The sequence below is a fragment of the Luteipulveratus flavus genome, from assembly GCF_029439465.1.
In the GTDB taxonomy this organism is placed as follows: Bacteria; Actinomycetota; Actinomycetes; order Actinomycetales; family Dermatophilaceae; genus Luteipulveratus; species Luteipulveratus flavus.
In genome coordinates this window covers 210,348-230,369 of sequence record NZ_JAROAV010000024.1, presented here as the reverse complement: position 1 = coordinate 230,369, position 20,022 = coordinate 210,348, and the positions used below count along the sequence as shown (strand labels likewise).

At 72.8% G+C, this 20,022-nt stretch carries 17 protein-coding genes; 14 read left to right on the top strand and 3 right to left on the bottom strand.

The features are described from left to right. The first annotated feature begins 7 nt into the window (after nucleotides 1-7). From aroC to P4R38_RS07935, 4 genes are read left to right on the top strand one after another with little or no spacing between them, the layout of a single operon-like run. Complete coding sequence (aroC, locus tag P4R38_RS07950; protein ID WP_277191788.1) at nucleotides 8-1,228, top strand: chorismate synthase; 1,221 nt, start codon at nucleotides 8-10, stop codon at nucleotides 1,226-1,228. Continuing rightward, entirely contained in the window at nucleotides 1,222-1,755 is a 534-nt protein-coding gene (locus P4R38_RS07945) for a shikimate kinase (RefSeq protein WP_409201247.1), read from the top strand. The genes aroC and P4R38_RS07945 overlap by 7 nt, the downstream gene beginning before the upstream one ends. Continuing rightward, on the top strand, nucleotides 1,752-2,828 hold the full coding sequence (gene aroB / locus P4R38_RS07940; RefSeq protein ID WP_277191786.1) for a 3-dehydroquinate synthase: 1,077 nt from the start codon (nucleotides 1,752-1,754) through the stop codon (nucleotides 2,826-2,828). The genes P4R38_RS07945 and aroB overlap by 4 nt, the downstream gene beginning before the upstream one ends. A gap of 31 nt (nucleotides 2,829-2,859) precedes the next feature. Further along, a complete protein-coding gene (locus P4R38_RS07935; RefSeq protein ID WP_277191785.1) occupies nucleotides 2,860-3,612 on the top strand; it encodes a helix-turn-helix transcriptional regulator in 753 nt (250 codons plus the stop codon). Here the strand turns inward: P4R38_RS07935 and P4R38_RS07930 are convergent. Next, entirely contained in the window at nucleotides 3,609-5,183 is a 1,575-nt protein-coding gene (locus tag P4R38_RS07930) for an FMN-binding glutamate synthase family protein (RefSeq protein ID WP_277191784.1), read from the bottom strand. The genes P4R38_RS07935 and P4R38_RS07930 overlap by 4 nt on opposite strands. Nucleotides 5,184-5,371: 188 nt before the next feature. Between P4R38_RS07930 and efp the strand changes: the two genes are divergently transcribed. Genes efp through P4R38_RS07915 form a run of 3 tightly spaced genes read left to right on the top strand, consistent with a single transcriptional unit; the run spans nucleotide 5,372 to nucleotide 7,156 of the window. After that, nucleotides 5,372-5,932: an elongation factor P gene (gene efp / locus P4R38_RS07925; protein ID WP_275238589.1), complete on the top strand. Its 561-nt coding sequence runs from the start codon at nucleotides 5,372-5,374 to the stop codon at nucleotides 5,930-5,932. 3 nt (nucleotides 5,933-5,935) lie between these two features. After that, nucleotides 5,936-6,352 (top strand): transcription antitermination factor NusB, encoded by a 417-nt coding sequence (nusB, locus tag P4R38_RS07920; protein ID WP_275238588.1) that lies wholly within the window; start codon nucleotides 5,936-5,938, stop codon nucleotides 6,350-6,352. A 51-nt stretch (nucleotides 6,353-6,403) separates the two neighbouring features. Then, nucleotides 6,404-7,156 (top strand): DUF1624 domain-containing protein, encoded by a 753-nt coding sequence (locus tag P4R38_RS07915; protein ID WP_277191783.1) that lies wholly within the window; start codon nucleotides 6,404-6,406, stop codon nucleotides 7,154-7,156. Between the two features lie 30 nt (nucleotides 7,157-7,186). Here the strand turns inward: P4R38_RS07915 and P4R38_RS07910 are convergent, their stop codons facing one another. Together P4R38_RS07910 and P4R38_RS07905 are read right to left on the bottom strand one after the other, a co-directional pair. Next, nucleotides 7,187-7,483, bottom strand: a complete 297-nt coding sequence (locus tag P4R38_RS07910) for a hypothetical protein (RefSeq protein WP_277191782.1) — start codon at nucleotides 7,481-7,483, stop codon at nucleotides 7,187-7,189. Nucleotides 7,484-7,508: 25 nt separating this feature from the next. Next, complete coding sequence (locus tag P4R38_RS07905) at nucleotides 7,509-8,591, bottom strand: class I SAM-dependent methyltransferase (RefSeq protein ID WP_277191781.1); 1,083 nt, start codon at nucleotides 8,589-8,591, stop codon at nucleotides 7,509-7,511. 169 nt (nucleotides 8,592-8,760) lie between these two features. Between P4R38_RS07905 and P4R38_RS07900 the strand changes: the two genes are divergently transcribed. The 7 genes from P4R38_RS07900 to pyrF all read left to right on the top strand — a co-directional run bounded on the left by P4R38_RS07900 (nucleotide 8,761) and on the right by pyrF (nucleotide 20,010). Further along, a complete protein-coding gene (locus P4R38_RS07900; RefSeq protein WP_277191780.1) occupies nucleotides 8,761-11,526 on the top strand; it encodes a helix-turn-helix transcriptional regulator in 2,766 nt (921 codons plus the stop codon). 161 nt (nucleotides 11,527-11,687) lie between these two features. Then, the gene (gene pyrR, locus P4R38_RS07895; protein WP_275238586.1) at nucleotides 11,688-12,296 is read left to right on the top strand and encodes a bifunctional pyr operon transcriptional regulator/uracil phosphoribosyltransferase PyrR; all 609 of its coding nucleotides are present in this window, start codon (nucleotides 11,688-11,690) and stop codon (nucleotides 12,294-12,296) included. After that, on the top strand, nucleotides 12,293-13,228 hold the full coding sequence (locus P4R38_RS07890) for an aspartate carbamoyltransferase catalytic subunit (protein ID WP_277191779.1): 936 nt from the start codon (nucleotides 12,293-12,295) through the stop codon (nucleotides 13,226-13,228). Before pyrR ends, P4R38_RS07890 begins: the two co-directional genes overlap by 4 nt. Then, nucleotides 13,225-14,544, top strand: coding sequence for a dihydroorotase (locus P4R38_RS07885; RefSeq protein WP_277191778.1), 1,320 nt, complete (start codon nucleotides 13,225-13,227; stop codon nucleotides 14,542-14,544). The genes P4R38_RS07890 and P4R38_RS07885 overlap by 4 nt, the downstream gene beginning before the upstream one ends. Beyond that, a complete protein-coding gene (gene carA / locus P4R38_RS07880; protein ID WP_409201246.1) occupies nucleotides 14,541-15,782 on the top strand; it encodes a glutamine-hydrolyzing carbamoyl-phosphate synthase small subunit in 1,242 nt (413 codons plus the stop codon). Before P4R38_RS07885 ends, carA begins: the two co-directional genes overlap by 4 nt. Then, the gene (gene carB / locus P4R38_RS07875) at nucleotides 15,782-19,153 is read left to right on the top strand and encodes a carbamoyl-phosphate synthase large subunit (protein WP_277191777.1); all 3,372 of its coding nucleotides are present in this window, start codon (nucleotides 15,782-15,784) and stop codon (nucleotides 19,151-19,153) included. Before carA ends, carB begins: the two co-directional genes overlap by 1 nt. Next, nucleotides 19,150-20,010: an orotidine-5'-phosphate decarboxylase gene (gene pyrF, locus P4R38_RS07870; RefSeq protein WP_277191776.1), complete on the top strand. Its 861-nt coding sequence runs from the start codon at nucleotides 19,150-19,152 to the stop codon at nucleotides 20,008-20,010. Before carB ends, pyrF begins: the two co-directional genes overlap by 4 nt. The last annotated feature ends 12 nt before the right edge of the window (nucleotides 20,011-20,022 follow it).

The window sequence follows — 20,022 nt, the reverse complement described above, 5'->3', positions numbered from 1 at the left end:
CGCGAGCATGCTGCGTTGGTTGACTGCCGGTGAGTCCCACGGCCCCGCTCTCGTGGCCGTGCTCGAGGGGCTGCCCGCCGGCGTGCACGTGACCACCTCCGACCTCCAGGGCGCCCTGGCCCGCCGCCGGCTGGGCTACGGCCGGGGGGCACGGATGTCGTTCGAGAAGGACCAGGTCGACTTCCTGGGCGGGGTGCGGCACGGGGAGACCATCGGCGGCCCGGTTGCGGTGCACATCGCCAACACCGAGTGGCCCAAGTGGGAGACCGTGATGAGCCCGGACCCCGTCGAGCCGACCGACCTGGCCGCCGCGAACGACGTGGGCGCCGAGAAGGAGCTCGCTCGCAACCGTCCGCTGACCCGGCCGCGGCCCGGCCACGCCGACCTGGTCGGTATGCAGAAGTACGGGTTCGGCGAGGCGCGACCCGTCCTGGAGCGTGCCTCGGCCCGAGAGACGGCGGCACGGGTGGCGCTGGGCGAGGTCGCGGCGCGCTTCCTGCAGGAGGCGTACGGCGTCCGGCTGGTCTCGCACACCGTCTCGATCGGTACGGCGTCGGTGTCGGACGACGCGCCGCTGCCGGGGCCGGACGACGTCGACCGCCTGGACGCCGATCCGGTGCGCACGCTCGACGCCGACGGCTCGCGCGCGATGGTCGCCGAGGTGGACGCCGCGAAGAAGGACGGCGACACCCTGGGCGGCGTCGTCGAGGTGCTCGCCTACGGTCTGCCGCCCGGGCTCGGGTCGCACGTCCACTGGGACCGGCGGCTGGACGCACGGCTGGCCGGCGCGCTGATGAGCATCCAGGCGATCAAGGGCGTCGAGGTGGGCGACGGGTTCACCACGGCCGCGCGCCGCGGCTCGGCCGCCCACGACGAGATGACGCGCGACGACGGCGTGATCCGGCGCAGCTCCAACCGGGCGGGCGGGACCGAAGGCGGCATGTCCACCGGCGACGTGCTCCGGGTGCGGGCTGCGATGAAGCCGATCAGCACGGTGCCGCGCGCGCTGCGGACGGTGGACGTGGCCACGGGCGAGGAGGCGACGGCGATCCACCAGCGATCGGACGTCTGCGCCGTCCCGGCGGCGGGGGTGGTCGCGGAGGCGATGGTGGCGCTGGTCATCGCGCAGGCCTGCCTGGAGAAGTTCGGCGGCGACTCCGTGACGGAGTCGCGGCGCAACCTTGCCGGCTACCTCGACGGGGTGCCGGAGGGGATGAGGTCGTGGTGAGCGCAGCGGCGGACCCCAGCCGTCCACTCGTGGTCCTGATCGGTCCGCCCGGGTCTGGCAAGACGACGACCGGCCGCGCCCTGGCCGAACGTCTGGGCGTGTCCTTCGTCGACACCGACGAAGCCGTGGAGGCCGGCACGGGTCGCAGCATCTCGGAGATCTTCGTCGAGGACGGTGAGCCCGCCTTCCGCGCCCTGGAGGCCGACGCGGTACGCGCTGCCCTGGCCACGGAGGCCGGTGTGGTGGCCCTCGGTGGGGGCGCCCCCATGCAGGAGCCGGTGGCCGAGGCGCTGTCGGGCCACACCGTCGTCTTCCTCGACGTGTCGATCACGGACGCGGCGCCTCGGATCGGGCTGGACGGCACCCGGCCGCTCCTGGCGGTGAACCCGCGGGCGACCTGGACCCGGCTGATGAGAGAGCGTCGCCCGACCTACGAGGGGCTCTCCGGCCACCGGGTCGACACCGCGGGGAAGCCCGCGGACGTCGTCGCCGAGGAGATCGCGCGGGTCCTGCGGGAGACCCCGTGAGCCGCACGATCGTCCGTGTCGGTGACGACTACGACGTGGTGATCGGCGAGGACGCCTGGGCGGACCTGCCCGGTCTGGTCGGTGAGCGTGCCGAGCGGGTCCTCCTCGTCCGCGCACCGAGCCTTCCCGGCCCGGCCGACGCGGTCCGGACGGCGCTGGAGGCGGCCGGGCTGGAGGTCGTCGACGCCGAGGTCCCGGACGCCGAGCGGGCCAAGACCGCTGACGTCGCTGCAGGGCTCTGGTCGCTGCTCGGGCGGCGCGGGTTCACCCGGACCGACGTGGTCGTCGGCCTCGGCGGGGGAGCGACCACCGATCTCGCCGGGTTCGTGGCGGCCACCTGGCTGCGCGGCGTACCGGTCGTGCAGGTCCCGACGACGCTGCTGGGCATGGTCGACGCCGCGGTCGGCGGCAAGACCGGCATCAATACCCCCGAGGGCAAGAACCTCGTCGGCGCGTTCCATCCGCCGGCCGGTGTGCTCGCGGACCTCTGGACCCTCCGGACGCTGCCGCGCGCCGACCTGGTCGCCGGCCTGGCCGAGGTGATCAAGTGCGGGTTCATCGCCGACCCGCGCATCCTGGAGCTGGTGGAGGCCGACCCGTCAGCCGCTCTCGACGTCGACGGCCCGGTGCTGCGCGAGCTCGTCGAGCGCGCGGTCGCGGTCAAGGCCGAGGTCGTCTCCCAGGACCTGCGCGAGTCCTCGCTGCGCGAGATCCTCAACTACGGGCACACCTTCGGGCATGCGATCGAGCAGGTCGAGGCGTACACCTGGCGGCACGGGGAGGCCGTCTCCGTCGGCATGGTCTACGTGGCCGAGCTCGGCGCCGCCGCCGGCGTGCTGGACCGCGGCGTCGTCGAGCGGCACCGGGAGGTGCTGCGATCGGTCGGGCTGCCGACCTCGTACGACGGCGGGTCGTGGGAGGCCCTGCTCACGGCCATGCGCCGCGACAAGAAGTCGCGGGGCTCGCTGCTGCGCTTCGTCGTGCTCGAGAGCGTCGCCCGGCCCACGCGTCTGGAAGGCCCGACCGGCGCGCAGCTGCGGTCGGCCTTCGAGGCAGTGCGGGCGCAGCGATAGCGAGGGGACAGCGACCTGTGGTGGAGGACGCGTGACCGACGAGAGCGCCCTGAAGGCGCCGATGCCGTTCCTGCGCGAGACGATCGCTATCGCGGCGACCCTGGAGACGCCGGAGGCGGTGCCGTCGACGCACCCGCTGCTCTGCGAGCGGTCCGCGGCTGACATCTCGGGCATTGACGCCATCTGGATGGGCGAGCACGAGGCCGATCGGGGGATGGCGTCACTCGAGCCTGGATGCCGGGACTCGCTGAGACGGGTTTCCCGCATTCCCCGAAGCTACTCGAGCGAGCACTCGACTATGCTCAACGCCCGGTCGCTGGCCCGCGGGGTCCGGATGGACGGGTTCGCCCCCGCCTACACGGACGCATACCTGGCCGGCCCGAACGCCGTGGGTTCGCTCGCCAAGGCGCCGCGGACCCCACTCTCACTCACCGTGCTCGACCGGCGCATCGTCCTCGTGGGCACGGGCCGCAACGACCCGGCGCTCATCGTCGCGACGGACCGCAGCGTGGTGCGCTCGGCGAACCGGTACCTGGACCGCCTCGCGGAGATCTCCGTGCCGATCCAGCCGTCCTGGCGGTCGAAGGCAATCGCGCCGACGTACCGCCAGCTGCGGATCATGGCGCTGCTGGCGCAAGGTGCCGGCGACGAGTCCGTGGCGCGGGTCCTCGGTATCACCAGCCGGACGGTGCGCGCGGATGTGGCCGAGCTCGCCGCGGCGTTCGGGACCCGGAGCCGGCTCGAGCTCGGCGTGGCGTGGGCGCGCTGGCTGGACGGGCGCTAATCCGCCGTGGCCGAGGGCGCTGCCGATCCGCCGACGGGTGCCGTGCCCGTCATCAGCGCGCTGATCTCTTGTGCGACAGCGTCGCCGAGGCGGCCCCATCCCGGCTCGTAGCCGTACACCTCACGCAGTGGCACACCGTGCCGGGTCCCCTCGAGCAGCTCGATGTCGTCCGGGTCGATCAGGCCGGGGTGCAGCACGCCCACGGCCTCGGACACCTTGAGCAGGTCACGCCGCAGGGTGCGCAGGTAGGTCGCGAGGCGCACCGACTTCAGGGCCGGGTCCAGGCCGCGGACCAGCCACGGGTTCTGCGTCGCGACGCCGGTGGGGCAGGTGTCGGTGTGGCACTTCTGCGACTGGATGCAGCCGATCGACAGCATCGCCTCGCGGGCCACGTTGACCAGGTCGGCCCCGAGCGCGAAGGCCATCGTCGCCGCCTTGGGCAGCCCGAGCTTGCCGGAGCCGATGAAGGTCACCTCGTCGGTCAGACCCGCGCGGGCGAACCGGCCGTACACCCGCGTGAACGCGACGAAGTACGGCAGCGCGACGGCGTCGCTGAACACCAGCGGTGCGGCGCCCGTCCCGCCCTCGCCGCCGTCGACGGTGACGAAGTCGACGCCGCGGTCACCACGGGCCATCTGCTCGACGAGGTCGTCCCAGAAGCCGAGGTCGCCCACCGCGGACTTGATCCCGACGGGCAGGCCGGTCTCGTCGGCGATGCGCTCGATCCAGTCCAGCATCGAGTCGATGTCGGTGAACTCCGCGTGCCGGGACGGGCTCACCACGTCGTGGCCCAGCGGAACACCGCGGATCTGCGCGATCTCGGAGGTGAGCTTGGCCGCGGGCAGCACGCCGCCGAGGCCGGGCTTGGCGCCCTGGCTCAGCTTGACCTCGATGGCCCTGACCGGCGCGCTCGCCACGACCTCCTTGAGCAGCCCCAGGTCGAACCTGCCGCGCTCGTCCCGGCAGCCGAAGTAGCCGGTGCCGATCTGCAGGACCAGGTCGCCGCCCTGGCGGTGGTGCCGCGACAGCCCGCCCTCGCCGGTGTTGTGCAGGGCACCGGCCAGCCGCACACCCTGGTTGATCGCCTCGACCGCCGGTCCGGACAGGGACCCGAAGCTCATCGCCGAGACGTTGACGACCGAGCCCGGCCGGAAGGCCTTCCGACGCCCGCGCGGGCCGCCGAGGACCTTGGCGCCGGGCAGGACGACGTCGTCGGCGGTGTGCGAGCCGCTGGGCGGCGGCGTGGCGGTGAAGGTGCGGTGCTTGATGACCGGGTACCCGACGTTGTCCTCCATGTCGTCGTCGGTACCGAAGCCGAAGTAGTTGTTCTCGCCCTTGGACGAGGCGTAGATCCAGCTGCGCTGGTCGCGGCTGAACGGCCGCTCCGCGTCGTTGCTGGTGATGATGTACTGCCGCAGCTCGGGGCCGATCTTCTCCAGCAGGTAGCGGCCGTGGCCGATCACCGGGAAGTTGCGCAGCAGGGCGTGCTTCTTCTGGGTCATGTCCCAGGCGGCCAGGCCCGCCGTGGCGAGCAGCGGGACGGCGGACAGCGCTCGGGACCACTTCGTCATGCCGCGCAGTCTGGCCCCGATCCGTACGCCACGCCATTCGCCGTCCGCTCGGCGCCGGGCCGCGCGCGTACCCCTCCACCCGAGCGAGCCGGTAGACTCGACCGGAAACCCCAGATCTGTACGGGTGCCGTCATGCCCGGGCCGAGGCCCGCGCCGGTGCCCTCCCGGCGTACGAGAGAGATGAACGCGTGGCAAGCACGAACGACCTGAAGAACGGCCTGGTGCTCAACCTGGAGGGCCAGCTGTGGTCCGTCGTCGAGTTCCAGCACGTCAAGCCGGGCAAGGGCCCGGCCTTCGTCCGTACCAAGCTCAAGAACGTCCTCTCGGGCAAGGTCGTCGACAAGACCTTCAACGCGGGCGTCAAGGTCGTGACGGCGAGCGTCGACCGCTCCGACATGCAGTACCTGTACAAGGACGGCACGGACTACGTCTTCATGGACACCAAGACGTACGACCAGATCCACATCCCCGAGGCCACGGTCGGCACCGTCGCGAACTACCTGCTGGAGAACCAGGAGGCGATCGTCGCCCAGCACGAGGGCACGGTCCTGTACGTCGAGCTCCCCGCCTCGGTCGTGCTGGAGATCGCGCACACCGAGCCGGGCCTGCAGGGCGACCGCTCCACCGGCGGCAGCAAGCCGGCGACCCTGGAGACCGGCGCCGAGATCCAGGTCCCGCTGTTCCTCGAGCAGGGCACCAAGGTCAAGGTCGACACCCGCGACGGCTCCTACCTCGGCCGGGTCAGCTGACCCATGGCCTCCGCTCGGACCAAGGCCCGTAAGAGGGCCCTCGACCTGCTCTTCGAGGCCGAGCAGCGCGGCGTGAACGCCGTGACGCTGCTGGACGAGCGGGTGGTCGCACCGGTGACGCCGGCGCCACTGCCGGCGTACACCGGTGAGCTCGTGCGCGGGGTCGTCGGCAAGTGGCACCCGATCAACGAGGCGCTGACGACCTACTCCCAGGGCTGGCCCCTGGAGCGCATGCCCGCGGTCGACCGCGCCCTGCTGCGCGTCGCGACGTACGAGCTGCTGTACGAGGACGACGTGCCGGACGCCGTCGTCATCTCCGAGGCGGTCGCGCTGGCCACCGAGCTGTCGACCGACGAGTCGCCCTCGTTCGTCAACGGCCTCCTCGCGCGCCTGGCCGAGGTCAAGCCGACCCTGGTCTGACGCGCGATGCCGCGAGGGAGCCAGATGGAGCCGACCCGAGTCCGACCCAGGATGACTCTGACCGCCCGCCGCCGTCCCGCGTCCACCACCGCGACCCGTCTGGTTGCCGTCGACGTCGTCCGCGGGGTCGCGATCCTCGCGGTCATCGCGTTCCACCTGACCTGGGACCTGGGCTCGCTGGACCTCATCGGCACCCACATCGGCAGCACCCCTTGGGGGCGGGCGATCTCGCACACGATCGCCGGCACCTTCCTGCTGCTGGTCGGGGTGAGCCTGGTGCTGGCGCACCGCGAGCGCTTCCGGGCGGCGTCCTTCTGGCGGCGCGAGGTGCAGCTGGTCGGGTACGCCGTTCTCGTCAGCGTCGCGACGTACCTCTTCCTCCCTCACCAGTGGGTGTCCTTCGGCATCCTGCACGCCATCGCGGTGAGCTCGGTGCTGGCGCTGCCGTTCGTCCACGCCTCGCGCGCCACCGCCGTCGGCGCGATCGGTCTCGCGGTCGCGCTCCCGCAGCTGGTCACGATCCCCGGCGACTCCCGCTGGTGGTCCTGGACCGGCCTCACCGAGGGCGTCCGTCCGACCATCGACAGCGCGCCGCTGCTGCCGATGCTCGCGCTCACCCTGGCCGGTGTGCTCGTGATGCGGTCCCTGCAGGGGTCGGCGACCGAGGAGCGGCTCGCGTCCTGGCGTCCCGAGCGGGGGGCCGGCGGTGCACTGGCCTTCCTGGGCCGTCACACGCTGGCGATCTACCTCCTCCACCAGCCCGTGCTGCTCGTGCTGCTGCACGGCTACGTGCTGCTGCGCTGAGCGGTCTCGTCCCCGGTCGAGCCGCGCGTCTCAGACGAGCTCGGCCAGCCACGCGGCCGCGCGCGCGGCTCCGTCGCTCTCGACCGGCAGGTAGTCGACCTCGCGTCCGAGGTGCCGGACGATCGCGGCCGCCAGCGCGTCCGGGTCGGCTGCCTGCTCGTACGGCAGCATCGTCCCGGCGTGATACTGCTCCAGCCGGTGCCGGACGTGGAAGTTCTGCTCGAAGTGGTGCCGTAGCGGGACGTAGAGGAACGGCGTCCGGCAGGCGGTGAGCTCCATGACGGTGCCGTGCTCGGCGGCCGGTGCCACCTCGACCGCAGGACCCATCGGGACCAGTGTCCTCCCCGTCCGGTCAGGGGCGGATCTCAAGAACCCGGTTGAACGGGGTCTGCGCCACGCTGGCGAACCGGGTGAACCCGCCCGTCGTCACCACGTCGCGGATCCGGGCCGGGCCGGCCTGCGTCCCGAGCGCCAGACCGACCTCCTGAGCCAGGGACGCGGGCGTGCACAGGAGGGTGGAGAAGCCGTAGTAGGCCCGCCCGACCGGGTTGAGGTTGTCCGCGACCGTGTCCCCGGCCATGGGCTCGACCACCATCCAGGTCCCGTCCGGGTCGAGCGATGCGCGCACCCGCTGAGCGGCCCCGACGGGGTCGCCCATGTCGTGCAGGGCGTCGAAGGTCGTGACGAGGTCGAACCCGCTGCCGGAGAAGGTCTGGGCGGTGGCCACCTCGAACGTCACCCGGTCGGCCACTCCCGCCTGCTGCGCGCGGGCGCGCGCCTGCTCGACGGAGGCCTCGTGGTAATCGGAGCCGACGAAGGTCGAGCGCGGGAAGGCTTGAGCCATGATGATCGTGGACGCGCCGTGCCCGCACCCGACGTCAGCGACCCGGGCGCCGCGCTCCAGCTTGTCCACGACACCGTCCAGGGCCGGCAGCCACTCGCCCACCAGGTGGGCGTTGTACATCGTGCGGAAGAACCGCTCGCAGCCGTCGTGGACGTCCGCGTCGTGCTCGTGCCAGCCCACTCCGGACTGGCTGCGTGCGGCGGCCACGATGCGGTCGGTGCCGTGCACGGTGCCGAGGGCGATCTGGAAGAAGCCGGGGAGGTAGGCCGGGCTGCTCGGGTCCGTCAGCGCCGCCTGCTGCTCCGGCGGGAGGGTGTACCTGCCGTCCGCGGCGTCGTAGGTGACGTAGCCGCCGGCGGCCTGCGCGTTGAGCCACTCCCGCGCGTAGTGCTCGTCGGTGCCGGTGTCCTGTGCGAGGCGTGACGCCGTCGTCGGTCCCGACTCCGCCATCGCCCGGTAGTAGCCGAGCTTGTCGCCCAGGACGACGAGGGCGGTGTTGAGCGTGGCTCCGACCTCGTCGACGGCCTTGAAGACGAAGGCCATCAGCCGGTCCGCATCGATCGTTGGTGCCGCGCTGGTCTCGGTGGTCATGGGTGCACTCCTTGTTCCGGTCGAGCGAGGTGCTCGTGCTTCGGACGGTAGAGGCGGCGGGGCGCCGGCCGAATCCGGTGACCCCCCTGGTGATGAGCGGTCCACCACCCATGGGTCGGCGGCTGCGACGCCCTTCGGCTGCCCGTGATCCGGCCCTAGAATCGAGAGGGTGCTGGTGGGGCGCGAGGTCGAGCAGCGTGCCGTCGAACGACTCCTTGCCGGAGCCCGTCTCGGCCAGAGCCGCGTCCTCGTGGTCAGCGGTGATCCCGGTATCGGCAAGACCACCCTCCTGCGTCGTGCCGAGCAGCAGGCGGAGGGTCTGCGGCTCATCACCGTCCGCGGCGTGGAGGCCGAGCGCGAGGTCGCCTTCGGGGGCCTGCACCAGCTGTGCACGCCGCTGCTGGACCTGCTCGAGGAGCTCCCCGGCCCTCAGACGGACGCGTTGGCGGTCGCCCTCGCCCTGCGGCGCGGCGGTGTGCCGCAACGGTTCGCGGTCGGGGCGGCGCTGCTGGGACTGCTGACCAGGGCGGCCGACGATGCTCCCGTCCTCGCGCTGGTCGACGACGCCCACCTGCTCGACACGCCGTCGGCCCAGGCGATCGCGTTCGCCGCGCGCCGGCTGGTCTCCGACCCGGTCGGCGTCCTCGTCGCGATGCGCCCTGATCCGGCGTCCCCGCTCGTGGACCTGCCGTACCTCACCCTCGGCCCGCTCACGCTCGAGGAGACGGGAACGCTCCTGGAGGGCCTCCGGGCACCGGGTACGTCCGGTGTCGCCGTCGGCCGTACGGGCGCCGGCCTGACGCGCTTCCACGAGGCGACCGGGGGCAACCCGCTGGCCGTCGTGGAGCTGGCCGATGAGGCCGACCGCCTCGCCGCGGCTCCACCGGGAACGGTGCTGCCGCTCACCGGCACCCTGCTCGCGGCCTACTCCCGACGGGTGCGAGCCCTGGACGCCGACGTCCAGGGAGTGCTCCTCCTCGCAGCCACCGACAGCCACGACGTGGCCGTGCTCCGGCGGGCCTGCGCGGCGCAGGGCCTGGACGCCGCCTCGCTGGCCGACGCCGAACGCGCCGGGCTGGTCGAGCTCGACCGAGGCCGGCTGGAGTTCCGTCACCCGCTCGTCCGGGCCGCCGTCCTCGGAGCGGCCGACCCCCCTGCCCGACGGGCGGCCCACACCGCTCTGGCCGCGGCCATCGAGGCCGGGCCGGAGGCGCGGGGCGAGGGCCGGCTGGGGCGCCGGGCCTGGCACCTCGCCGAGGCGGCCGTCGGCCCCGACCCCGATGCCGCGGGCCTCCTGGTCGACGCGGCGCGCGACTCCGGTCGGCGAGGGGCGTACGGCGTCGCCGCGGCCCAGTGGCAGCGTGCGGCGGCCCTCACCGAGGAGACCGACAGCCGGTCGCAGTGGCTGCTGCACGCGGGCGAGCAGGCGTGGCTGGCCGGAGGGACGACCGACGCGACGGCTCTGGTGCGCGGTGCGCTGGACCTCGCGCGGACACCGCCGGTGAAAGCGGTCGCGATGGCGCGGCTGGGCGCGATCGAGGGGCGGTGCGGCTCCCTGGCGACCGCCCGCGACCTGCAGCTCGGCGCCGCCCGGCTGGTCGAGTCGAGCGACCCCGGGGCGGCCACGCTCATGCTCGCGGAGGCGGTCGAGACCTGTCTGTACCTGTGCGACACCACCTCCGGGCTGGCCGCGGCCGAGAGACTTCTCGCGCTGCGTGCGGCCGGAGTCGATCCGGGGTCGCAGCGGGTGGCTGATCTGGCCGCGGGCGTCGCGCTGGTGCTCGGGGGTCAGGCGGGCCGAGGATCCGAGCTGGTGCGACGCGGGATGTCCCACGACGCGGCCTGCGCCGACACCGACCAGTGGCAGTTCCGCTGGTCCCTCGTCGGACCGCTCTTCCTGCGGGAGGGCAGCACCGCCGTACGGGCGGCGATGACTGCGGCCGTGCAGCGAGTCCGTGAGAGTGCCTCGGTCGGGATGCTGCCGTTCCTCCTCCTGCTCATCGCGCGCGACCAGGCCGGCTCCGACCGCTGGGCCGACGCCGAGGCGACGTACACCGAGGCCGTCCGCCTGGCCCGGGAGTCCGGCCATCTCACCGACCTGGCGCTCGCTCTCGGCGGGCTCGCCTGGCTCGAGGCACGCCGCGGGCACGACGAGGCCGCCCGGCGGCACGCGGAGGAGGGGGGCCGGCTGGCGCAGGTGCACGACGCGCACCTCGCGTCGGTATGGGCCGCCTGGGCGCTGGCGGACCGGGCCATGGCGGCGGGGCAGATCGCCGAGGCGACCGCGGCGTACACCGCGGTCGGCGACCTGCTGGACGGGCTCGGGGTGACCGACCCCGACCTGTCGCCGGCGCCCGAGCTGGTCGAGTGCCACCGGCTGCAGGGCGACGGCGAACGGGCGCCGGCCCTGGCGGACACCTTCCTCGGGTCGGCCGAGGCGAAGGGACAGCCGTGGGCGCTCGCCCGTGCCCACCGGGCGAAGGCGCTGACGGTGGACGGCGAGCAGGCGGAGGAGCAGTTCGCCGCGGCGCTGGCCTGCCACGACCGCTCGCCGGACGACTACGAGTCGGCGCGGACGCGGCTGGTGCTGGGCGCCTGGCTGAGGCGTTCGCGACGCCGCGTCGACGCGCGTCGGCCCCTGCGGGCGGCGCTGTCGACGTTCGAACGGTTGGGCGCCGCACCGTGGGCGGACCGGGCCGCCGCCGAGCTGGAGGCGACGGGTGACACCGCCGTGCGGCACGGGGAGGGCGCGACGGCGGCGCTGACGCCGCAGGAGCGGCAGATCGCCGGGCTGCTGGCGGCCGGCAGCACGACGCGCCAGGCCGCGGTCGCGCTCTTCCTGAGTCCCAAGACGGTCGAGTACCACCTGAGGCACGTCTACCTCAAGCTCGGCATCAGCTCGCGTGAGGAGCTGCGCGCGGCCATGCGCGACTGAGCGAGGACCGGCCGGTCGCTCGCCGGGGGTCGTGGAAGGCGCCGACGCGGGAAGCGGGCGTGCCCGGTGCCGGTCCGGCCGTTGCGGCCGGGTAACATCTCTGGCCGACAGACATCCTTTAACGATCCGTCCCGTGAGGCGGCGAAGGAGGTCCTGACGCCATGTCGCGTCCTGACTCTGCCCTACCCCCGGCGGCGTCGCAGCCCTCGGCTCCGTCGTCCGGTCGTGTGGTCCTCAGCTCCGCCGATGTCTCCCGCGCCCTGCGGCGGATGGCGCACGAGGTGCTCGAGCACAACAAGGGAGCCGACGACCTGGTCGTGCTCGGCATCCCGACCCGCGGCGTCGAGCTCGCCGAACGGCTGGTCGCGGCGATCGCCCAGGTCGAGGGCGTCGACGTCCCGGTCGGTGCGCTCGACGTGACCATGTACCGCGACGACCTGCGTCGTCAGCCGGTCCGCACGGCGCATGCCACGACGATCCCCAGCGGCGGCATCGACGACAAGATCGTCGTGCTGGTCGACGACGTCCTCTACTCCGGGCGCACGGTGCGCGCGGCGCTGGACGCGCTGGGCGACCTCGGACGACCGCGAGCGGTCCGGCTCGTCGTCCTCGTCGACCGCGGTCACCGCGAGCTGCCCGTCCGGGCCGACCACGTCGGCAAGAACCTGCCCACCGCGAAGGCCGAACGGGTCCGCGTCCGGCTGCAGGACCACGACGGCATCGAGGAGGTCCGCATCGTGGCGGGCCCGACGGAAGGACAGGCCCGATGAGGCACCTGCTGAGCGCTGCCGACCTGGCCCGCGACGAGGCGCTGCAGATCCTGCAGACCGCCGAGCAGATGCACCAGGTCCAGGACCGCGAGGTCAAGAAGCTCCCCGCGCTGCGCGGGCGCACGATCGTCAACCTCTTCTTCGAGGACTCCACCCGGACCCGCAGCTCGTTCGAGATCGCCGGCAAGTGGCTGTCCGCCGACGTCATCAATGTGTCTGCGAAGGGGTCCTCGGTGAGCAAGGGCGAGTCGCTGCGCGACACCGTCATGACGGTGGCCGCGATGGGCGTGGACGGACTGGTGATCCGGCACCACGCCAGCGGTGCACCCCAGCAGGTCGCCCAGTGGGTCGACGCCATGGTCGTCAACGCGGGCGACGGCACTCACGAGCACCCCACCCAGGCGCTGCTGGACGCGTACACGATCCGCCGCCGGATCGGTGACCTGGACGGACGGCACGTCGCGATCGTCGGCGACCTCACCCACTCCCGCGTGGTGCGCAGCAACCTGATCCTGCTGCGCACCCTCGGCGCGCACGTGACCCTGGTCGCGCCGCCGACGCTGATGCCCAGCGGCGTCGGCGCCTGGGCCAAGGAGGATGGCTTCGACACCTCCTACGACCTGGACGAGGTGCTGCCGCAGGTCGACGTCGCGATGATGCTGCGGGTCCAGAAGGAGCGCATGAGCGGCGGCTACTTCCCGACGCCGCGCGAGTACACCGTCGGCTACGGACTCACCCGCGAGCGGCTGAAGGTGCTGCCCGAGCACGCCGTCATCTGCCACCCGGGCCCGATGAACCGCGGCCTGGAGATCACCGCCGACGCCGCGGACGAGGCGCGTTCGCTGATCCTGGACCAGGTCTCGGCCGGCGTGGCCGTCCGGATGAGCGTCCTCTACCACCTGCTGGCCTCGAGCGAAGGAGCCGAGAAGTGACTCACGCCAACCCGACTCGCGACGGACAGGCGTACGTCGTCCGCGGCGCCGACCTGGTCGGCGGGGGACGCGCGGACCTGCTGCTGCGCGACGGCGTGATCGTCGAGGTCGGCTCACTGTCCGCGCCGAAGGACGTGACGGTGCTCGACGCGGACGGCCTGGTCGCGCTGCCCGGTCTGGTCGACCTGCACACCCATCTGCGCGAGCCCGGACGCGAGGACGCCGAGACCATCGAGACCGGCTCCGCCGCGGCCGCCGCGGGCGGGTTCACCGCCGTCCTCGCGATGGCCAACACCGACCCGGTCACCGACACCGCCGAGGCGGCCGAGCGGGTCCTCGACCTCGGTCAGAAGGTCGGTCTGGTCGACGTCCAGCCGGTCGGCGCGGTCACCAAGGCGCTGGCGGGGGAGCAGCTCGCCGAGCTCGGCCTGATGGCCCGCTCGCGCGCCGGCGTCCGGGTGTTCTCCGACGACGGGAAGTGCGTTCACGACGCGCGGCTGATGCGCCGGGCGCTGGAGTACGTCAAGGCGTTCGGCGGCGTGGTGTCCCAGCACGCCCAGGAGCCGCGGCTGGCCGACGGTCAGGCCTGCTGCCACGAGGGCGAGCTGTCCGGCCGCCTCGGCCTGCCCGGCTGGCCCGGCGTCGCCGAGGAGGTCATCGTCGCCCGCGACGTCATGCTCGCCCGCCACACCGGCTCGCGGGTGCACATCGCGCACGTCTCGACCGCGGGCTCGGTCGAGGTGCTCCGCTGGGCCAAGAGCCAGGGCATCGCCGTCACGGCCGAGGTGACGCCGCACCACCTGCTGCTGACCACCGACCTGCTCGGCGGGTACGACCCGGTCTTCAAGGTGAACCCACCGCTGCGGCCGCAGGAGGACGTCGAGGCGCTGCGCGCGGCCCTCGCCGACGGCACCATCGACGCGGTCGCCACCGACCACGCACCGCACGCCCGGCACGACAAGGAGCACGCCTTTGCGGAGGCGGCGTTCGGGATGCTCGGGTTGGAGCAGGCGCTCGCGGTCGTCACCACGGTGATGGTCGAGAGCGGCCTGATGACCTGGGACGAGGTCGCAGCGGCGATGTCCCACCGGCCGGCGCAGATCGCGAGCCTGACCGGTCACGGCCGCCGGCTCGCGGCGGGGGAGCCGGCCAACCTCGTCCTGCTCGACCCCTCCGCGGAGGGTGCCGTGGACCGCGACCGGTCCCTGTCGCTCTCCCGCAACAACCCCTGGCACGGGCGCGTCCTCAAGGGAGCGGTGCACGCGACCTTCCTGCGCGGCCGGGCCACCTACCTCGACGGAGGCGTGACCCGATGAGCGACGACCGGACAGTGGAGATGGAGACGGGTGTGAGCGCGACGCGGGTCCCGCAGCGCGAGCCGGCGGTGCTGGTGCTCGAGGACGGTCGGACGTTCTCCGGGCTGGCGTACGGCGCAGTCGGCTCGACGGTCGGCGAGGGCGTCTTCTCCACCGGCATGACCGGCTACCAGGAGACGATCACCGACCCGAGCTACCACCAGCAGGTCGTGGTCATGACCGCCCCGCACGTCGGCAACACCGGGATGAACGACGAGGACGCCGAGTCGCGGCGCATCTGGGTCGCGGGCTACGTCGTGCGCGACCCCGCGATCCGCCCGTCGAGCTGGCGGTCGGCCCGCACGCTGGAGGACGACCTGCGCGACCAGGGCGTGGTGGGCATCTGCGACATCGACACCCGGGCGCTGACCCGCCACCTGCGCGAGCGCGGCGCGATGCGAGTCGGCATCTTCAGCGGTGAGCACCTGGACGTGCGAGCGGACGACCTGCTCGCTCGCGTCCAGGATGCGCCCGAGATGGCCGGCTCGGAGCTGGCCTCGCAGGTCTCGACCGATGACGCGTACGTCGTCCCGGCGCGGGGGGAGCGGCGCTTCACCGTCGCGGCCCTGGACCTGGGCATCAAGGCGATGACGCCGGCCCTGATGGCGCAGCGGGGCATCGAGGTGCACGTCCTGCCCGCCGACGCGACGTTCGAGCAGATCCGCGCGGTACAGCCGGACGGCGTGTTCTTCTCCAACGGCCCCGGCGACCCGGCGACCGCACCGCAGGTCGACGTCCTGCGCGAGGTGCTCGACGCGCGGCTGCCGTTCTTCGGCATCTGCTTCGGGAACCAGATCCTCGGCCGGGCGCTCGGCTTCGGCACGTACAAGCTCAAGTACGGCCACCGCGGCATCAACCAGCCGGTGCTGGACCGGACCACCGGCAAGGTCGAGGTCACCGCGCACAACCACGGGTTCGCCGTCGACGCGCCGCTGGAGGGTGAGACGGTCGCCCCGTCCGACGCGGACAACGGCACCTCCTACGGGCGGGTGCGGGTCTCCCACATCTGCCTCAACGACGACGTCGTCGAGGGACTGGACTGCCTCGACCTGCCTGCGTACTCCGTGCAGTACCACCCCGAGGCCGCGGCCGGCCCGCACGACGCGGCGTACCTGTTCGACCGGTTCATCGAGCTCATGGGCACGGCCTCGCCAGAGCGCTCTGCGTCCGCCCGCTCGACCAGTGAGGAGACGGCCTGATGGCCAAGCGTGAGGACATCAAGAGCGTGCTCGTGATCGGGTCCGGCCCGATCGTCATCGGGCAGGCGTGCGAGTTCGACTACTCCGGCACCCAGGCGTGCCGGGTGCTGCGCGAGGAGGGCCTGCGGGTCGTCCTGGTCAACTCCAACCCCGCGACGATCATGACCGACCCGGAGTTCGCCGACGCGACGTACGTCGAGCCGATCACCCCCGAGGTCGTCGAGTCGATCATCGCCAAGGAGCGCCCCGACGCCGTCCTGGCGACGCTGGGCGGCCAGACGGCGCTGAACACCGCGATCGCGCTGCACGAGGCCGGCGTGCTGGAGAAGTACGGCTGCCCGCTGATCGGCGCCAACGTCGAGGCGATCCAGCTCGGTGAGGACCGGGAGCGGTTCAAGGGCGTCGTCGAGCGCTGCGGCGCCGAGTCGGCCGCGTCGTTCATCTGCAACGCCGACGACGCGCCGGCCGGTGCGACCGACCGGGAGAAGGTCGCCTTCGCCCTGGAGCGCACGCTCGCCGCGGCCGAGCAGCTCGGCTACCCCGTCGTCGTCCGCCCGTCCTTCACCATGGGCGGCCTGGGCTCCGGCTTCGCCTACGACGAGCAGGACCTGCGCCGGATGGCCGGGGCCGGCCTGCAGGCCAGCCCGACCACCGAGGTGCTCCTGGAGGAGTCGATCCTGGGCTGGAAGGAGTACGAGCTGGAGGTCATGCGCGACCATGCCGACAACGTCGTGGTCGTGTGCTCCATCGAGAACCTCGACCCGATGGGCGTGCACACCGGCGACTCGATCACCGTCGCCCCGGCGCTGACCTTGACCGACCGCGAGTACCAGCGGATGCGCGACGTCGGCATCGCCGTGATCCGTGAGGTCGGCGTCGACACCGGCGGCTGCAACATCCAGTTCGCGATCAACCCCGAGGACGGTCGGATGATCGTCATCGAGATGAACCCGCGCGTCTCCCGCTCCTCGGCGCTGGCGTCCAAGGCGACCGGGTTCCCGATCGCCAAGATCGCCGCGAAGATGGCCATCGGCTACACCCTCGACGAGGTCCCGAACGACATCACCCGGGAGACGCCCGCGAGCTTCGAGCCCACCCTCGACTACATCGTGGTCAAGGTGCCCCGGTTCGCGTTCGAGAAGTTCCCGGCGGCCGACACCACGCTCACGACCACGATGAAGTCGGTCGGTGAGGCGATGTCGATCGGGCGGTGCTTCACCGAGGCGCTGCAGAAGGCGCTGCGCTCGATGGAGCGCAAGGGCTCCTCGTTCCACTGGTCGCGCGACACCGCGCCCTCGCGCGAGATGGCGCTGGCCCTGCTGGAGGAGGCCCAGCGGCCCACCGACGGCCGCCTGGTGCTGGTCCAGCAGGCGCTGCGCGGCGGCCTGTCGGTCGAGGAGGTCCACGACGCCACCAAGATCGATCCGTGGTTCCTGGACCAGATCCAGCTGATCAACGACGTCGCCGAGCAGCTCGCGGACGCGAGCCAGCTGACGCCCCGGCTGCTGCGCACGGCCAAGCGGCACGGCTTCTCCGACGCCCAGATCGCCGAGCTGCGCGCGATGCCGGAGTCGGTCGTGCGCGGCGTCCGGCACGCTCTCGGCGTCCGCCCGGTGTACAAGACCGTCGACACCTGCGCGGCCGAGTTCGCCGCGGAGACGCCGTACTACTACAGCTCCTACGACGAGGAGTCGGAGGTGCTGCCCCGGGAGAACCCCGCCGTGCTGATCCTCGGCTCCGGGCCCAACCGCATCGGCCAGGGCGTCGAGTTCGACTACTCCTGCGTGCACGCCAGCTTCGCGCTGCGCGAGCAGGGCTTCGACACCGTGATGGTCAACTGCAACCCCGAGACGGTCTCGACCGACTACGACACCTCCAGCCGGCTCTACTTCGAGCCGCTCACCCTGGAGGACGTCCTCGAGGTCGTCCACGCCGAGGCGCAGGCGGGCCCGCTGGCCGGCGTCATCGTCCAGCTCGGCGGCCAGACGCCGCTCGGCCTGGCCAAGGCGCTCAAGGCCGAGGGCGTCCCGGTGGTCGGGACCTCGCCGGAGGCCATCGACCTGGCCGAGGACCGTGGCGCGTTCGGCCGCGTGCTCGCCGAGGCGGGCCTGCCGGCGCCGAGGCACGGGACCGCCTACAGCGCGGACGAGGCCGTGGCGGTCGCCCAGGAGATCGGCTACCCCGTGCTCGTGCGGCCCTCGTACGTCCTCGGCGGCCGTGGCATGGAGATCGTGTACGACGACGAGACGCTCAGCGAGTACGTCACCCGGGCGACCACCGCCTCGCCGGAGCACCCGGTGCTGGTCGACCGCTTCCTCGACGACGCCATCGAGATCGACGTGGACGCGCTGTACGACGGCCACGAGATGTACCTCGGCGGGATCATGGAGCACATCGAGGAGGCCGGCATCCACTCCGGCGACTCAGCGTGCGTGCTGCCGCCGGTCACGCTCGGCGCGGGGGAGCTGGAGCGGGTCCGCCGCTCGACGCTCGCGCTGGCCGAGGGCATCGGCGTCCGCGGTCTGATGAACGTCCAGTTCGCGCTCGCCCAGGACGTCCTGTACGTCCTGGAGGCCAACCCGCGCGCCAGCCGGACGGTCCCGTTCGTCGCGAAGGCGACCGGCGTGCCGCTGGCCAAGGCGGCCGCGCGGGTGATGCTGGGCGCGACCATCGCCGACCTGCGGTCCGAGGGTCTGCTCCCGGCCGAGGGAGACGGAGGTGCGATGCCGGCCGACGCGCCTGTCTGCGTCAAGGAGGCGGTGCTGCCGTTCAAGCGGTTCCGCACCCGCGAGGGCGAGGTCGTCGACAGCCTGCTCGGTCCGGAGATGCGCAGCACCGGCGAGGTCATGGGCATCGACGCCGACTTCGGCTCGGCGTTCGCCAAGAGTCAGCTCGGCTCGGTCACCGGCCTGCCGACCAGCGGCACGGTCTTCGTCTCGGTCGCCAACCGCGACAAGCGGGCGATGATCTTCCCGGTCAAGCGGCTGGCCGACCTCGGGTTCCGGCTGCTCGCGACGAGCGGCACGGCAGATGTGCTGCGGCGCAACGGGATTCACGCCGAGGTCGTGCACAAGCACCACGAGGGCAGGCGCGCCGACGGCGAGCCCACGATCGTCGACCACATCCTGTCGGGCGAGGTCGGCATGGTCGTGAACACGCCGTCCGGCAGCCACGCGCGCGCCGACGGCTACGCGATCCGCGCGGCGACCACCAGCATGGACAAGCCGATCATCACGACGGTCCAGCAGCTCGCGGCCGCGGTGCAGGGCATCGAGGCGCAGATGGCCGGACCCATGTCGGTGAAGCCGCTCCAGGAGCACGCCGCCGACCTGGACCTGTACGGGCGTCGGACTGTGGAGCAGAGCGCGTGAGCACGCCGGTCGCGACGTTCGGTGCCCGGCTGACGGAGGCCGTCGACCGGTTCGGGCCGCTCTGCCCGGGTATCGACCCGCACGCGAGCCTGCTGAGCGACTGGGGGCTCGCGGACGACGTGGACGGGCTGCGCCGGTTCGCCGACATCTGCCTCGAGGCGTATGCCGGTCGCGTGGCGGTCGTGAAGCCGCAGTCGGCGTTCTTCGAGCGGCACGGCTCCCGCGGCGTGGCCGTCCTGGAGGACGTCCTCGCCGCCCTGCGCGGGAGCGGGACGCTCAGCCTGCTGGACGTCAAGCGCGGCGACATCGGCTCGACGATGGGCGCCTACGCCGACGCCTACCTGAGTGACGCCTCACCGCTGCGCGCCGATGCCGTCACGGTCAGCCCGTACCTCGGGTTCGGCTCCCTGGCCCCGGCGGTCGACCTCGCCCGGGAGACCGGGCGTGGGCTGTTCGTGCTGGCGATGACGTCCAACCCCGAGGGCGCCTCGGTGCAGCACGCCGTCCGCGACGGCGTCACCGTCGCGCAGACCGTGATCGACGGCGTGACGGCCCTCAACGCGGCGGAGAGCACCCGCCTCGCCAGCTTCGGGCTGGTCACCGGCGCGACGATCGGCAAGGACCTCGCCGACCTCGGCCTCACCGACGCGCTCGCGACCAGCAGGGCACCGCTCCTGGCGCCCGGCCTCGGCGCGCAGGGGGCCACGATCGACGACATCCGTCGCGGGTTCGGCGCGGCGGAGTCCCAGGTGCTGCCGGCGGTCTCGCGCGGCCTGCTCGCCGCCGGTCCGGACCCGCTCGCCCTGCGGGCCGCGACCGAGCGAGCGACGCAGGAGGCGGCTGCGCTGCGCCCGTGACCGCTGCGGCCG

Coding starts and splice junctions, on each gene's coding strand:
- aroC (WP_277191788.1), top strand. CDS start 8: ATGCTGCGTTGGTTGACTGCCGGTGAGTCCCACGGCCCCGCTCTCGTG.
- P4R38_RS07930 (WP_277191784.1), bottom strand. CDS start 5,183: ATGACGAAGTGGTCCCGAGCGCTGTCCGCCGTCCCGCTGCTCGCCACG.
- nusB (WP_275238588.1), top strand. CDS start 5,936: ATGGCCTCCGCTCGGACCAAGGCCCGTAAGAGGGCCCTCGACCTGCTC.
- P4R38_RS07915 (WP_277191783.1), top strand. CDS start 6,404: ATGACTCTGACCGCCCGCCGCCGTCCCGCGTCCACCACCGCGACCCGT.
- P4R38_RS07910 (WP_277191782.1), bottom strand. CDS start 7,483: ATGGGTCCTGCGGTCGAGGTGGCACCGGCCGCCGAGCACGGCACCGTC.
- P4R38_RS07905 (WP_277191781.1), bottom strand. CDS start 8,591: ATGACCACCGAGACCAGCGCGGCACCAACGATCGATGCGGACCGGCTG.
- pyrR (WP_275238586.1), top strand. CDS start 11,688: ATGTCGCGTCCTGACTCTGCCCTACCCCCGGCGGCGTCGCAGCCCTCG.
- P4R38_RS07890 (WP_277191779.1), top strand. CDS start 12,293: ATGAGGCACCTGCTGAGCGCTGCCGACCTGGCCCGCGACGAGGCGCTG.
- carA (WP_409201246.1), top strand. CDS start 14,541: ATGAGCGACGACCGGACAGTGGAGATGGAGACGGGTGTGAGCGCGACG.
- carB (WP_277191777.1), top strand. CDS start 15,782: ATGGCCAAGCGTGAGGACATCAAGAGCGTGCTCGTGATCGGGTCCGGC.